13 protein-coding genes are annotated in these 12,984 nt (G+C 63.3%); 9 read left to right on the top strand and 4 right to left on the bottom strand.

Annotation, left to right across the window (positions count from 1 at the left end):
- Nucleotides 1-6: 6 nt before the first annotated feature.
- Nucleotides 7-1,113 carry a fatty acid desaturase family protein gene (locus QAZ47_RS02640; protein WP_278232406.1) on the bottom strand — a complete coding sequence of 369 codons (1,107 nt, stop codon included), beginning with the start codon at nucleotides 1,111-1,113 and terminating at the stop codon, nucleotides 7-9.
- A 176-nt stretch (nucleotides 1,114-1,289) separates the two neighbouring features.
- Here QAZ47_RS02640 and QAZ47_RS02635 point away from each other — a divergent pair, with 176 nt between their 5' ends.
- Nucleotides 1,290-2,321 (top strand): LacI family DNA-binding transcriptional regulator, encoded by a 1,032-nt coding sequence (locus QAZ47_RS02635; protein ID WP_278232405.1) that lies wholly within the window; start codon nucleotides 1,290-1,292, stop codon nucleotides 2,319-2,321.
- A gap of 286 nt (nucleotides 2,322-2,607) precedes the next feature.
- Here the strand turns inward: QAZ47_RS02635 and QAZ47_RS02630 are convergent, their stop codons facing one another.
- Nucleotides 2,608-2,766, bottom strand: coding sequence for a hypothetical protein (locus QAZ47_RS02630; RefSeq protein ID WP_278205440.1), 159 nt, complete (start codon nucleotides 2,764-2,766; stop codon nucleotides 2,608-2,610).
- A 307-nt stretch (nucleotides 2,767-3,073) separates the two neighbouring features.
- Here QAZ47_RS02630 and QAZ47_RS02625 point away from each other — a divergent pair, with 307 nt between their 5' ends.
- The 7 genes from QAZ47_RS02625 (at nucleotide 3,074) to QAZ47_RS02595 (ending at nucleotide 9,875) form a co-directional block, all read left to right on the top strand.
- Entirely contained in the window at nucleotides 3,074-4,015 is a 942-nt protein-coding gene (locus QAZ47_RS02625) for a sugar ABC transporter substrate-binding protein (RefSeq protein ID WP_278205439.1), read from the top strand.
- Nucleotides 4,016-4,117: 102 nt separating this feature from the next.
- Entirely contained in the window at nucleotides 4,118-5,194 is a 1,077-nt protein-coding gene (locus QAZ47_RS02620) for an ABC transporter permease (protein ID WP_278205438.1), read from the top strand.
- A gap of 2 nt (nucleotides 5,195-5,196) precedes the next feature.
- The gene (locus QAZ47_RS02615; RefSeq protein WP_278205437.1) at nucleotides 5,197-5,967 is read left to right on the top strand and encodes an ATP-binding cassette domain-containing protein; all 771 of its coding nucleotides are present in this window, start codon (nucleotides 5,197-5,199) and stop codon (nucleotides 5,965-5,967) included.
- A gap of 80 nt (nucleotides 5,968-6,047) precedes the next feature.
- A complete protein-coding gene (gene iolG / locus QAZ47_RS02610) occupies nucleotides 6,048-7,040 on the top strand; it encodes an inositol 2-dehydrogenase (RefSeq protein ID WP_278232404.1) in 993 nt (330 codons plus the stop codon).
- Nucleotides 7,041-7,416: 376 nt separating this feature from the next.
- Nucleotides 7,417-8,211 carry an SDR family oxidoreductase gene (locus tag QAZ47_RS02605; RefSeq protein WP_278232403.1) on the top strand — a complete coding sequence of 265 codons (795 nt, stop codon included), beginning with the start codon at nucleotides 7,417-7,419 and terminating at the stop codon, nucleotides 8,209-8,211.
- A gap of 305 nt (nucleotides 8,212-8,516) precedes the next feature.
- Complete coding sequence (locus QAZ47_RS02600; RefSeq protein WP_278232402.1) at nucleotides 8,517-8,696, top strand: hypothetical protein; 180 nt, start codon at nucleotides 8,517-8,519, stop codon at nucleotides 8,694-8,696.
- An 87-nt stretch (nucleotides 8,697-8,783) separates the two neighbouring features.
- Complete coding sequence (locus tag QAZ47_RS02595; protein ID WP_278205433.1) at nucleotides 8,784-9,875, top strand: 3-deoxy-7-phosphoheptulonate synthase; 1,092 nt, start codon at nucleotides 8,784-8,786, stop codon at nucleotides 9,873-9,875.
- 24 nt (nucleotides 9,876-9,899) lie between these two features.
- On the opposite strand, the gene QAZ47_RS02590 is transcribed toward QAZ47_RS02595, so the two are convergent.
- Entirely contained in the window at nucleotides 9,900-10,535 is a 636-nt protein-coding gene (locus QAZ47_RS02590; RefSeq protein WP_278232401.1) for a LysE family translocator, read from the bottom strand.
- A gap of 125 nt (nucleotides 10,536-10,660) precedes the next feature.
- Here QAZ47_RS02590 and QAZ47_RS02585 point away from each other — a divergent pair, with 125 nt between their 5' ends.
- Nucleotides 10,661-11,362, top strand: a complete 702-nt coding sequence (locus QAZ47_RS02585; RefSeq protein WP_278232400.1) for a YafY family protein — start codon at nucleotides 10,661-10,663, stop codon at nucleotides 11,360-11,362.
- Nucleotides 11,363-11,728: 366 nt separating this feature from the next.
- On the opposite strand, the gene QAZ47_RS02580 is transcribed toward QAZ47_RS02585, so the two are convergent.
- Nucleotides 11,729-12,838, bottom strand: coding sequence for a Gfo/Idh/MocA family oxidoreductase (locus QAZ47_RS02580; protein WP_278205430.1), 1,110 nt, complete (start codon nucleotides 12,836-12,838; stop codon nucleotides 11,729-11,731).
- Nucleotides 12,839-12,984: the final 146 nt, after the last annotated feature.

Genomic DNA, 12,984 nt, shown 5'->3' with positions numbered 1-12,984 from the left:
GACCGATCACCCGGCCGCGGCCGTTGCCGGATTGTCGTTGTGCAGCTCTTCCCGATAGGGCTTTGCCGTCGCCGGCAGCTCGCGCTTGATGAAATAATCTTCGTTGCGCAGCTGGCGCAGGAAGGCGGGGATCATCTCGCGATAGCCGGCGAGGATCGACGGCGTCGGCGCCGGCAAATCGTGCTTGATCAGCTCGTGCAGCTTGGGCAGCGCATGGTAGGGCACCATCGGGAACATGTGGTGCTCCACATGGTAGTTCATGTTCCAGTAGATGAATCGGCTGATCGGGTTCATGTAGACGGTGCGGCTGTTCAAGCGGTGGTCGACGACATTCTCGGCAAGGCCGCCATGCTGCAGCAGCCCGGTCATCACATGGTGCCAGGCGCCATAAAGGCGGGGCAGGCCGACGAGCATCAGCGGCAGCCATGAATGCAGATAGAGCGCCAGCGCGATGGTCGCGATGTAGATGGCGAGCCAGATGCGGGCGGCGCGGATCGCCTTGAGCTGCTCCTGTTCCGGAATGAAGGTCTCTTCCGCGGCGCTGATGACGCCGGCGGCGTTGCGCACCATGTCGGTCATCGCGTGCCAGGCGTCGAGGATGCCGAAGAAGTTCAGGACAAGGCGCAGAAGGTCCGGCGGCCGCATGACGGCGATCTCGGGGTCGCGGCCGACGATGATGGTGTCGGTATGGTGGCGCGTATGGCTCCAGCGCCAGGTCACCGGATTGCGCATGATCATGAAGCAGGCGAGCTGGTAGACGGCATCGTTCATCCACTGCGTGCGGAAGGCCGTGCCGTGGCCGCATTCGTGCCAGCGGGAATCGGTCGAGGAACCGTAGAGCGTGCCATAGACGAAGAAGAACGGCACGCACCACCAGCTACCCCAGAACCAGGCGCCGCCGGCGCCGCTTAGGATCAGCGCGCCGAGCCAGATGACGGTGTCGCGGATCGCCGGCTGGTCGGAGCGCTGCATCAGCTCCTTCATCTGCTTGCGCGGGATCTCGGTATGGTACCATTCGGCCGCCGAAAGCCCGTTCTCGACCGCCAGCCTGGCGTCGCGGCCGGTCAGGCTGTAGTCGCGTCCGGACGCTGCCGGAGACGTGATTGCCGTCATTGCGGGTTCCTCCATCAGCCCTTGGCGAATGGCCCTCGGCGGTGCCGCGGCTCGCCCATGGCTGGCTTCGGCTTCACCATAGCGCCAAGCCATGATAGTCTCAACGTCACAAAGATAGTTTCTATCATTTCCTATCAGGGTGAGCTATCTTGAGTCGAACTGGCGATGGAGCATTCATGGCAAGGCGGCCGACAATCACCGATCTCGCGCGCGTTTCCGGCTTCAGCGTCGCCACCGTCGACAGGGTGCTGAACAACCGCCTGCCGGTGCGCGAGGAAACGGCGCGCCGGGTCTACGAGGCAGCGACCGATATCGGCTATCATGCCGCTGGCCTGATCAAGCAGCGCATGCGCCAGGAATTGCCGGAATACCGTCTCGGCTTCCTGCTCTTGCGGGGCAACGATGTCTTCTACGGCGATTTCGCGCGGGAACTGGAAACGGCGGTTTCGCAATCGCAACGCTTTCGCGGTACCGCGACGATCGACTTCGCGGCATCGCTGGCGCCCGACGAGATCGCCGCCCAGATGCGCAGGCTGGCGGCGAAATCGAGAGCCATCGCCGTCGTCGGCCCGGACCATCCGACGCTGACGGCTGTGGTGGAGGTGCTGAAGGCGAGGGGACAGCCGGTCTTCTCGCTGCTGTCCGACTTCGCCGCCGGCATCCGCGAGGGCTATGTCGGGCTCGACAACCGCAAGGTCGGCCGCACCGCGGCCTGGATGATCGCCAGGGCGGCGAAGAAACCCGGCAAGGTCGCGCTTTTCGTCGGCAGCCACCGCTTCCATGGCCATGAATTGCGCGAGATCGGCTTCCGCTCCTACTTTCGCGAACATGCGCCAGACTTCACGGTGATGGAGACGCTGGTCAATCTGGAAGCCAACCAGGTGACGCATGATGCGATGCTCGATCTTTTGGCCCGGCAGCCGGACCTTGCCGGCTGCTATGTCGCCGGCGGCGGCATGGAAGGCGCGGTGGCGGCGCTGCGGGCGGCAAAGCCGGCAAACATGCCGGTGGTCATCTGCAACGAGATCAACGCCTTCTCGCGCGCGGCGCTTGCCGACAACATCCTCACCATGGTGATCTCGACACCGCTGGCGGCGCTGTGCCGCGAGCTTGTGGCGCTCATGGCGCATGCCATCGAGAGCGGCGCCGCCAACGCGCCCGGCCAGACCTTCCTGCCCTTCGACATCTATCTGCCGGAGAACATCTAGACCTCCAGCACAGGGATTTTGATCGGTAGGCTCTGTTTTGCATTGGCAGGTGATGTGCATTGGAGATTGGCCGAAGCGCCCACCCCGCGTCGTCATTCTAGGGCGGAGCAGGAGCGAAGCTCCGTCGCGAAGACCCTAGAATCCATGCCGTTACCTTCGCCAAGGAGTGCAACGGAGCAAAATTCTGCACCGTGGCGGCGCTTCCAAGTCACGGCATGGATTCTATGGTCTGCGCCGCGTCGCTTCGCTCCTTGCTCCGCCATAGAATGACGACGTTGGGGCGGCTTCAACCAATCCCCGGAGCTTGCGCTGATTTCACGGAAATGAACGGAAAATCTTGCACCAAGACAAATGGCAACCTTTCAAAAATCCCTGTGTCGGGGAACTGACCCAGGAGCGATGGAATCGATATGAAAGAATCCATCAGGTTGATGGATTCTTTCACGACGGTTTGCTCCGATTTGGACCCAGGTTTTCGATGCTCGTTGTCTTTGCCGCGGTGATCGGGATCGAAAATCCGGCATGTCCGTTCCGAATTTCCCTTGACGGCTCCAGGCGAAATGGAATAAATATTTCACCAACTAGGCATTTTGGTTCTTTCGTTCCGGAACATCTGTTTCAAACAGAGGACCAGGCGTTCCATTGTGTGAGGAAATCGCCGCCGGAAGGGGCCATAGGGAGAGATTCCCCGGAGAGGTCGGGGATTCCGGTTCAATCGGTGCAGCCGGACACCAAGTGGAGGAGAAACTAAAATGAAGAAACTGCTTTTGGGCGTCGCGCTTTCGGCGCTGATGTGTTCATCCGCCTTCGCCGCCAAGATCGGCGTTTCGATGGCTCTTTTCGACGACAACTTCCTGACCGTGCTGCGCAACGGCATGATCGCGCAGGCCAAGGGCATGAGCGGCGTCGAGCTGCAGGTCGAGGACGCGCAGAACGACGTGGCCAAGCAGCTCGATCAGATCAAGAACTTCGCCGCTTCGGGCGTCGACGCCATCATCGTCAATCCCGTCGACACCTCGGCCACCCAGGCGATGTCGGACGCGGCTGCCGCCGCCAAGATCCCGCTGGTCTATGTCAACCGCGAGCCGGTCAATGTCGACAAGCTGCCCGACAACCAGGCTTTCGTCGCTTCGAACGAGGCCGAGTCCGGCACGCTCGAGACCAAGGAAGCCTGCCGCCTGCTAAAGGAAGCCGGCAAGAAGGAGGCCAATGTCTATGTGATCATGGGCGAGCTATCCAACCAGGCCGCCGTGCAGCGCACCAAGGACATCGAGGAAGTCATTGCTACGCCTGACTGCAGCTTCATCAAGATCATCGACAAGCAGACCTCGAACTGGAAGCGCGACGAAGCGCAGAATCTGATGACCAACTGGCTGTCGTCCGGCAAGGCGTTCGACGGCGTCATCGCCAACAACGACGAAAGCGCCATCGGCGCCATCCAGGCGATGAAGGCCGCCAACATCGACATGAAGTCGGTCGTGGTCGGCGGCGTCGACGCCACCCAGGACGCGCTGGCCGCGATGCAGGCGGGCGATCTCGACGTGACGGTCTTCCAGGACGCGGCCGGCCAGGGCGCCGGCGCGCTCGATGCGGCGCTGAAGCTCTCCAAGGGCGAGAAGGTGGAGCACAAGGTCTACATTCCCTTCCAGCTCGTCACACCGGCCAACATCGACAAGTTCCTGAAGAAGAACTGAGATAGGCGCTTCCATACGGAGCGGCGCAAGACTGCGCCGCTCCCTTCCTTCTCCCGCCCCACCGGGCGGGAGGACGGGCGCGGTCATTCGGAGGAAGAAGACGTGTCACAGACATCGCATGGCATTGGCGGCTTGAGTTACGACGCCAAGAAGCGCCCCTGGCCTGCCGAGTTCAACGTGTTCCTGGCGCTCGTCATCCTGGTCGGCGCGTTCGAGCTGATCGGCCGCGTCTTCCTCGGCGACAGCTTCCTGTTCAACACCCGCGAGAATGTCGCCGGCATCTTCAACGAGCAGCGCCTGCAGATCATCATCCTGCAGGTGTCGATCGTCGGCATCATCGCCATCGGCGTCACCCAGGTCATCATCTGTGGCGGCATCGACCTGTCCTCGGGCTCGATCGTCGGCGCCACCGCCATGATCGCCATGAGCTTCGCGCAGGTTGCGACCGTCAACGGCAATCCCAACCCCAAGGCGATGTTCATCGCCTATGGCTGGACCGACCTGCCCGTCATCGTGCCGCTATTGGTCGCCGTCGGCTGCGGGCTTTTGGCCGGTCTCATCAACGGATCATTGATCGCCTTCACCCGCATTCCGCCCTTCATCGCCACGCTCGGCATGATGGTCACGGCGCGTGGCATCGCCAAATGGTGGTCGAAGGGCCAGCCGATCTCGTTCCCGACCGACAGCTTCGCGGCAATAGGCAAGGGACTGATGCCGGTCATAATCTTCATTTCGCTGGCGATCCTGTTCCAGCTTATCCTGAGCTACACCAGATACGGCAAGCACTGCTACGCCATCGGCTCAAACGAGGACGCCGCGCGCATGTCCGGCATCAAGATCGCCAACCACAAGGTGCTGGTCTATGTCATTGCCGGCATCCTCGCCTCGATCGCCGCGGTGGTGCTCTCCTCCAAGAACCTCACCGCCCAGGCCGGCATGGGCGTGATGTACGAGCTCGACGCCATCGCCATGGCGGTCATCGGCGGCGTCTCGCTCTCGGGCGGACGCGGGTCTATCATCGGCACGGTGATCGGATCGCTGATCTTCGGCGTCATCATCTCCGGCTTCACCTTCCTGCGCCTCGACGCCTACTACCAGGAGATGGTCAAGGGCGTGATCATCGTCGGCGCAGTCGTTCTCGATCAATGGCGCCAGCGCCGCCGGGCGATAGGAGCTTGACCATGTCCGACATCGTTCTGAAGACCGAAAACCTGACCAAGCATTATGGCGGCGTGCATGCGCTGCAGGAGGCGAATTTCGAGCTGCGCAAGGGCGAGCATGTCGCCATCATGGGCGACAACGGCGCCGGCAAGTCGACCTTCGTGCGCCAGATCACCGGCGTCGAGCAGCGCACCGACGGCAAGATCTGGTTCGACGGCAAGGAAGTGAACTTCGCCGGGCCGATCGAGGCGCGCGAGGCGGGCATCGAGACGGTGTTCCAGAACCTGGCTCTGGCCGACGACCTCGACGTGCCGTCGAACCTCTTCCTCGGCCGCGAGAAGGTGCTGTTCAACCTCGGTCCCTTCTCGATCCTCGACCGCAAGGCCATGCGCAAGGCGACCGAGGCGGCGCTGATCCGCACGGCGGTGAAGATACCCAACCTCTCCAGCACCATCCGCCACATGTCGGGCGGCCAGCGCCAGTGCGTGGCGATCGCCCGCACCGCGACCTTCGCCTCGAAGCTCATCATCATGGACGAGCCGACCGCGGCGCTCGGCGTGCAGGAGACGGCGCAGGTCGAAAACATCATCCGCACGCTGAAGGAAAATGGCGAGCCGCTGATCCTGATCAGCCACAACATGCGCCAGGTGTTCGACCTGGTCGACCGCATCGTCGTCTTCCGGCGCGGCAAGATCGTCGCCAATCTGCGCAAGCAGGACACCGACGGCAACGATATCGTCGCCTACATCACCGGCGCCAAGACCGGACAGGCCGAGCTCCAGGCCGCCTGACGAGGCGTCACGACGGGATAACCAATCATCCGCGCCGGCAAGGCGCGGACAGCTTTCTGAACCACCTCAAAGGACATTCCATGACTCTCCGCTTCGCTCTTCTCGGCGCCGGCCGCATCGGCAAGGTGCATGCCCGCGCCGTTGGTTCCAATCCGCAGGCCAAGCTCGTCGCCGTGGCCGATGCCTTCGAGAAAGCGGCGACGGATCTGGCCTCCGCCTACGGCGCCGAGGTGCGCACGATCGACGCGATCGAAAAGGCCAAGGACATCGACGCCGTCATCATCTGCACCCCGACCGACACCCATGCCGATCTCATCGAGCGCTTCGCCAGGGCCGGCAAGGCGATCTTCTGCGAGAAGCCGATCGACCTCGACGTCAAGCGCGTCGAACAGTGCCTGGCCGTGGTCGAGAAGGCCAACGCCACGCTGATGGTCGGCTTCAACCGCCGCTTCGACCCGCATTTCGCCGCGGTTCGCAAGGCGATCGACGAAGGCGCCATCGGCGATGTCGAGATGGTCACCATCACGTCCCGCGATCCGGGTGCGCCGCCGCTCGACTACATCGCCCGTTCCGGCGGCATTTTTCGCGATATGACCATCCACGACTTCGACATGGCGCGCTTCCTGCTCGGCGAGGAGCCGGTGGCCGTCAGCGCCCACGCGTCGGTGCTGGTCGACAGACAAATCGGCGATGCAGGCGATTTCGACTCGGTCAGCGTCATCCTGGAGACCGCCTCGGGCAGGCAGGCCGTCATCTCCAACTCGCGCCGCGCCACCTATGGCTACGACCAGCGCATCGAGGTGCATGGCTCCAAGGGCATGGTCGCGGCCGAGAACCAGCGGCCGGTGTCGATCGAGCTCGCCAACGACAAGGGCTACACGCGTCCGCCACTGCACGACTTCTTCATGACCCGCTACATCGACGCCTATGCCAACGAGATCGCGGCTTTCATCGCCGCTGCAACCGCCGGCAAGAAGGCGGCGCCGAGCGGCAAGGATGGACTGGTCGCCCTGAAGTTGGCCGATGCAGCCCTGGAGTCTGCGAAGACGGGCAAGACCGTTCGCGTCGATTGATTCGATGAGGCAGGTATTTCGATGGCGGTCGGATTGCCTGTCTCCATCGGTTGGCGATTAGCCGGAACGCATGTCACCTCGTCATCCACGGGCGGAGCAAGGAGCGAAGCGACGCGGCGCAGACCCGAGGATCCATGCCGTTACGTCTGAGTGATGCTAACGGTGCAGAATTCTGCTCCGCTGCGCTCTTCGCCCGGGTCACGGCATGGATCCTAGGGTCTCCGCGACGGAGCTCCGCTCCTGCTTCGCCCTAGGATGACGAAGTCGAGGGCTCTTCAACCAAGTTATCAACGTTGCGACAAGACACCGGGAAGCCGATCGGAACGTCAATGAATCTCGAAAATCCATTGGTAATTCAAAACACAGGAGCAGAGCGATGAACGGTTTGGCCGGTCGCAATTCAGAAACGCGCGCCATCGTCACCGGTGGCGCGCAGGGCATCGGCTTCGCTGTCGCGGAGGCGCTCGCCGACGAAGGCTGCCGCGCGCTGGCGCTCATCGGCCGCTCGCAGGAGAAGGGCGACAAAGCGGTGGCCGCGCTCAAGAAGAGCGGCGTCGACGCCATCTTCATCAGCGCCGACGTCGCCAAGGTCGCCGACTGCAAGCGCGCCGTCGCAACGGCGATTGCTCATTTCGGCACGCTAAACGCGCTGGTCAACGCCGCCGCTACCTCGGCGCGCGGCTCGCTGGTCGAGACATCGGAAGAGCTGTTCGACCAGATCTTCGACACCAATGTGCGCGGGCCCTTCTTCCTGATGCAGGGCCTGGTCGCGCATCTTTTGGAGCGCAAGGCGCCAGGCTCGATCGTCAATGTCTTGTCGATGTCGGCGCATGCCGGCCAGTCCTTCCTGACGCCCTATTCCACCAGCAAGGGTGCGCTGATGACGCTGACCAAGAATGTCGCGAGCTCCTATCGGCGGAACCGCATCCGCTGCAACGCGGTGCTGCCCGGCTGGATGGACACCGAAGGCGAGGCGATCGTGCAGAAGAAATGGCACGACGCGCCGGACGACTGGTTGGCAAAGGCCGAGGCCGCCCAGCCGATGGGCCAGTTGGTCAAGCCGGCGCAGCTTGCCCGGCTGATCACCTATATGCTCAGTCCCCAGGCCGGCGTCATGACCGGCTCGCTGGTCGACTACGATCAGAACATAGCTGGGGTCATCGGCGAGTAAGGGCCGCCGGTGCACCGGGCAACGAGGGGCAGCATCGACTTTTGACAGTTATCGGGTCCAAGCTCAGTTTGAAGACCGATGCCGCCGCCTCGCCTTGTTCCTCGGGCCTCGGCGCTGCCCCTCACCTGCCTGCCGGCATCCTCTCCCCGTATAGTGACGGGGAGAGGGGCGCTGTCGCCGGCGGTCTCGCCAAATTGCCGACATAGCAAGGCTAGGGCCGAGGGTGCGGCCGGCCCCCTTCTCCCCGTCACTATACGGGGAGAAGTGCCCGGCAGGGCGATGAGGGGCGGCGCCGACATCGACAATTGGCATTGCCAACGCGGCTATCGCTGTTTCAAGTGGTCATTCCCAGAGAGCAGCACCATCAGACACGTGACAACCGCCTTCGCATCGACTATATGGGCCGCATGATCCACCTGACCGCCTCGTTTTGGTACTTTTACTACGACAGCTCGCTGGCGGCGGGAGGATTGCGCTCGATCTGAAGATTGCAGCATCTAAATCCGAAAAGCCGCCAGACCTGGCGGCTTTTTCGTTTCAGCCGGCAGGTCTCCCAACCAGGAGCAGAAGCCGTGTTGACCACCACAGACGACCTTCGGGTCAAGGAACTCAAAGTCCTGAGCACGCCGGACGAGGTGATGCGCGAGATACCGCGCTCACTGACGGCGACGCGCACCGTTGCCGCTTCGCGCAACGCCATCCATTCCATCCTGACCGGGGCCGACGATCGACTGGTAGTCATCGTCGGCCCTTGTTCCATCCACGATCCGGTCGCCGCCGTGGACTATGCCAGCCGTCTGGCGGCGCTGCGCGAGGCCCTGGCGGACCGGCTCGAGATCGTCATGCGCGTCTATTTTGAGAAGCCGCGCACCACGGTCGGCTGGAAGGGCCTGATCAACGATCCCGATCTCGACGGCAGCTTCAACATCGACAAGGGGCTGCGGATGGCGCGCAACGTGCTGTCGGCCGTCAACAATCTCGGCCTGCCGGCGGCGACCGAGTTCCTCGACATGACGACGCCGCAATATATCGCCGACCTCGTCGCATGGGGCGCCATCGGCGCGCGCACGACCGAAAGCCAGATCCATCGCGAGCTGGCCTCGGGCCTCTCCTGCCCGGTTGGCTTCAAGAACGGCACCGACGGCAATTTGAGAATCGCCGGCGAAGCGGTGAAGTCGGCCGCCCAGCCGCATCATTTCATGGCGGTGACCAAGGGTGGCCGCAGCGCCATCGCAGCGACCACCGGCAATGAGGACTGCCATGTCATCCTGCGTGGCGGTGTGGTGCCCAACTACGACGCGGCAAGTGTCGATGCGGCCGCCGCGGAGCTCGGCCGCATCGGCGTCGCGCCGCGGCTGATGATCGACGTCAGCCACGCCAACAGCGGCAAGCGGCCGGAGAACCAGCCGAAAGTCGCGCATGACGTGGCGGGCCAGGTCGCGGCGGGCGACGAGCGCATCATCGGCGTCATGATCGAGAGCAACCTCGTCGCCGGCCGTCAGGACGTCGTGCCCGGCAAGCCGCTCGCCTACGGGCAGAGCATCACCGATGGCTGCATCGACTGGGCGGCCACCGAGACGGTGCTGCACGGCCTTGCCGGCGCCGTCGAATGGCGCCGGTCGGTGAAGCGCGAATTGCTCGCAACCCGCCAGGGCGCTGCCTGAGCGGCGCGTCGGAGAGGGCGGCGATCACGCCGCCCTCAACCCCTCCCATGCGGTGAAAACCGAGACCGCAAACAAAAGCAGCCCGGCCGCGCGCCCGGCAAAAGCGGTCGCCCCGGGATTGTCGACCAGCATCGCCCGGCTGCGCCCCGCGGTGATTGCGAGCCCGCCATAGATGGCGGCCTGGGTGGCGACCGTCAGCAACCCCATGATTGTCGCCTGCATCCAGATCGGACCGTAGGCCGGCTTGAGGAACTGCGGATAGACCGCGAGGATAAAGAGATAGGCCTTGGGATTGATCAGGCAGGTGACCAACCCCTGCCGAAAAGCCTTCCAGGCGGAGCGGCTGCCGGCCGGCCCGTCATCGCCGACGGTGATCGAGCTGCGCATCAGCGAAATGCCGATATATGCCATATAGGCGGCGCCGGCGATCAGCAGCGGCTTGAACAGGATCGGCACGAAATGCATGAGCAGGCCGACGCCGACCGCGCCGTTCAGCGTGTGCACCGCGCCGCCCAGCATGATGCCGGCGGTCGCGGCAAGGCCCCGATTGCCGCCGCCGGTCAGCGCGTTGGCCAGCACGAACAGCATATCCATGCCCGGCACGGCGATGATGCCGAACAGCAGGATGAAGAAAAGCCAGAGGTTTTCGCTATAACTCATGTCAGTTGCCGGTCGCCGCGCCAACAAGGCGCGAAAGGATTCTCTTGATTTTCAAGCGGGTAGGCAGCCCTATAGATCATCCCAACTGACGGGGGTGTGTCAGTTGCGTTTCGGCCGGTGAGGAAATGCGCAAGGCATCGCGCCTGTTCGAGATCATCCAGATCCTGCGGCTGGCCCGAAAGCCGGTGACGGCGGCGATGATCGCCGAGCAGCTGGAAGTGACGGTGCGCTCGGTCTATCGCGACATCGCCGCGCTTCAGGCGATGCGCGTGCCGATCGACGGCGGGCGCGGCATCGGTTACATCCTGCGTCCCGGTTTCGACCTGCCGCCGCTGATGTTTTCGATCGAGGAGATGGAGGCGATCGTGCTGTCGCTGGCTCTGCTCGAGCGCACCGGCGACGACGAGCTCAAGCAGGCGGCCAAGCGGGTTGGCGCCAAGATCGCCGGCGCAGTGCCGCCACCCTTGCGCCAGACGCTCGACGCCAACGCCCTGCATGCCTGGGGGTTCGCCGCGCCTTCGGCCCCGACGGTCGATCTTGCCCTGGTGCGCCGCGCCATCCGCGACGAAGAGAAGCTCGACCTTGCCTATCGCGACGAAGCCGGCCGCGACACTGAGCGCATCATCCGCCCGATCGCGCTCATCTACTATGCAGAGACCGCCAACATCGTCGCCTGGTGCGAGTTGCGCCAGGCGATCCGCAATTTCCGCAGCGACCGCATCGAGGACTGCCGGCTGACTGGCCTGTGGTTCAAGGGCGAGGGCGACCGCCTGCGGCAGGTGTGGGTCGACGGCTGGGAGATCAATGGCTCTGCGGAGAGCGCCTGAGAGATCTCAAAATACTTGGCGCGGAAATTCCGACCTGTCTCGTAGTGATTGCGTTGGCATATCGGAGCCCTCGGAGATTGACCGAAACGCCCATCAGGTCGTCATCCTATGGCGGAGCAAGGAGCGAAGCGACGCAGCGCAGACCATAGGATCCATGCCGTGACATTGAAGCGTTGCGACGGTGCGGAATTCTGCGCCGCTGCATCCTTCGGCCGAGGTAACGGCATGGATCCTTGGGTCTTCACTCCGCTTCGCGTCGCTACGCCCAAGGATGACAAAGTCGGAAAGCTGCGTCCAATCGCAGACGTTTGCGACTGTTCGCGGGAAAGCCGGCAGCCTTTCTTCGCGTCGGCGAACGACGTGAAATTACCTCACATCCATCCAGCGCTGTTCCTGGAAGGAGCGCGCCATGGCGTGCACGGTGCGCTCGATCTCCAGCCCTTCGTCGAAATCGATGACGCGCGCCGGCTTGCCGGCGATCCGCATCAGCAGTTCTCGGCATTCGATCATCTTGAGGTCGTTGAAGCCGAGGCCGTGGCCGGGCGCCGGCAGGAAGGAATCGTATGGCTTGTGGTGCGGCGCCACCAGGATGGTGCGGTAGCCCTGCTCGGTCGGCCGGTCGGCGGTCAGGTAGAGCTGGAACTCGTTCATCCGCTCCTGGTCGTAGAGGATCGAGCCCTTCGAGCCGAAAATCTGGATGGCGATGCGGCCCTTGCGACCCCAGGCCGAGCGGTTGACCAGCAGCGTGCCGGCGACGCCGTTTTCGAGATGCATCAGCACGCTGGCGATATCGTAGGTTTCGACCGCCCGACGGCCGCCGGAAGCGAGTTTCCGGTCGGCATAGGGTTTGGCCATGTCGCACATGACGCGGGCAACGCGGCCGAACAGCACCTTGATCAGCGACAGCGGATGGACGGCGAAATCGTCCAGCGCGCCATAGCCGGAAGCCGCCTCGTGCTTCCAGAAGAACAGCGCTTCGGGATCGGCCATGAAATCCTCGTCCATCTCGATGCGCACGAGATTGACGTCGCCGATGATCTGTTCGTCGAGCAGCGCGCCGATGTGACGGATTGCCGGGTTCTGGATGTAGTTGTAGCCGAGTACTGCGACCTTGCCGGATTTCGTTGCCGCCTTCGCCATGGCCTCGGCCTCGGCGAAGCTCGGCGCCATAGGCTTCTCGCACCACAGGTGCTTGCCGGCTTCGAGGATGGCGATCGCCATTTCCGGATGGAACTGGTTAGGCGTTGTCAGCGAGACGACATCGACCTCCGGGTCGTTGACCACGGCGCGCCAATCGCCGGATCCCTTGGCAAAGCCGAACTCGCCGGCCTTGCGCTTTGCAAGCTCGTCATTGACCTCGCCCAGATGCACCAGCTTCGGCTTCTCGACATCGGGAAAGACGGTGCCGACCGCGTTCCAGGCGATGGCGTGGCACTTGCCCATGAAGCCCGTGCCGATGAGGCCCACTCCAACCATTTAGACTGTCTCCACTGAAGGGGGATTCCGTATGGATGAATTAATCCATTTCACGTGAGAATGGAACGCCCAAATCATTTTTTATGGTGTTCTTGCGCGAACTCGTTATGATGAGGCAGGAGAGGGAACTTTCAATATGGCCGTGG

This window comes from Mesorhizobium sp. WSM4904 (genome assembly GCF_029674545.1).
Lineage (GTDB): Bacteria > Pseudomonadota > Alphaproteobacteria > Rhizobiales > Rhizobiaceae > Mesorhizobium.
This window is presented reverse-complemented; position numbering and strand designations above follow the sequence as displayed.

Excerpts from the sequence above, each read along its gene's own strand:
- QAZ47_RS02605 (WP_278232403.1), top strand. The coding sequence starts at position 7,417 with ATGAACGGTTTGGCCGGTCGCAATTCAGAAACGCGCGCCATCGTCACC.
- QAZ47_RS02615 (WP_278205437.1), top strand. The coding sequence starts at position 5,197 with ATGTCCGACATCGTTCTGAAGACCGAAAACCTGACCAAGCATTATGGC.
- QAZ47_RS02625 (WP_278205439.1), top strand. The coding sequence starts at position 3,074 with ATGAAGAAACTGCTTTTGGGCGTCGCGCTTTCGGCGCTGATGTGTTCA.
- iolG (WP_278232404.1), top strand. The coding sequence starts at position 6,048 with ATGACTCTCCGCTTCGCTCTTCTCGGCGCCGGCCGCATCGGCAAGGTG.
- QAZ47_RS02635 (WP_278232405.1), top strand. The coding sequence starts at position 1,290 with ATGGCAAGGCGGCCGACAATCACCGATCTCGCGCGCGTTTCCGGCTTC.
- QAZ47_RS02640 (WP_278232406.1), bottom strand. The coding sequence starts at position 1,113 with ATGACGGCAATCACGTCTCCGGCAGCGTCCGGACGCGACTACAGCCTG.
- QAZ47_RS02590 (WP_278232401.1), bottom strand. The coding sequence starts at position 10,535 with ATGAGTTATAGCGAAAACCTCTGGCTTTTCTTCATCCTGCTGTTCGGC.
- QAZ47_RS02580 (WP_278205430.1), bottom strand. The coding sequence starts at position 12,838 with ATGGTTGGAGTGGGCCTCATCGGCACGGGCTTCATGGGCAAGTGCCAC.
- QAZ47_RS02585 (WP_278232400.1), top strand. The coding sequence starts at position 10,661 with ATGCGCAAGGCATCGCGCCTGTTCGAGATCATCCAGATCCTGCGGCTG.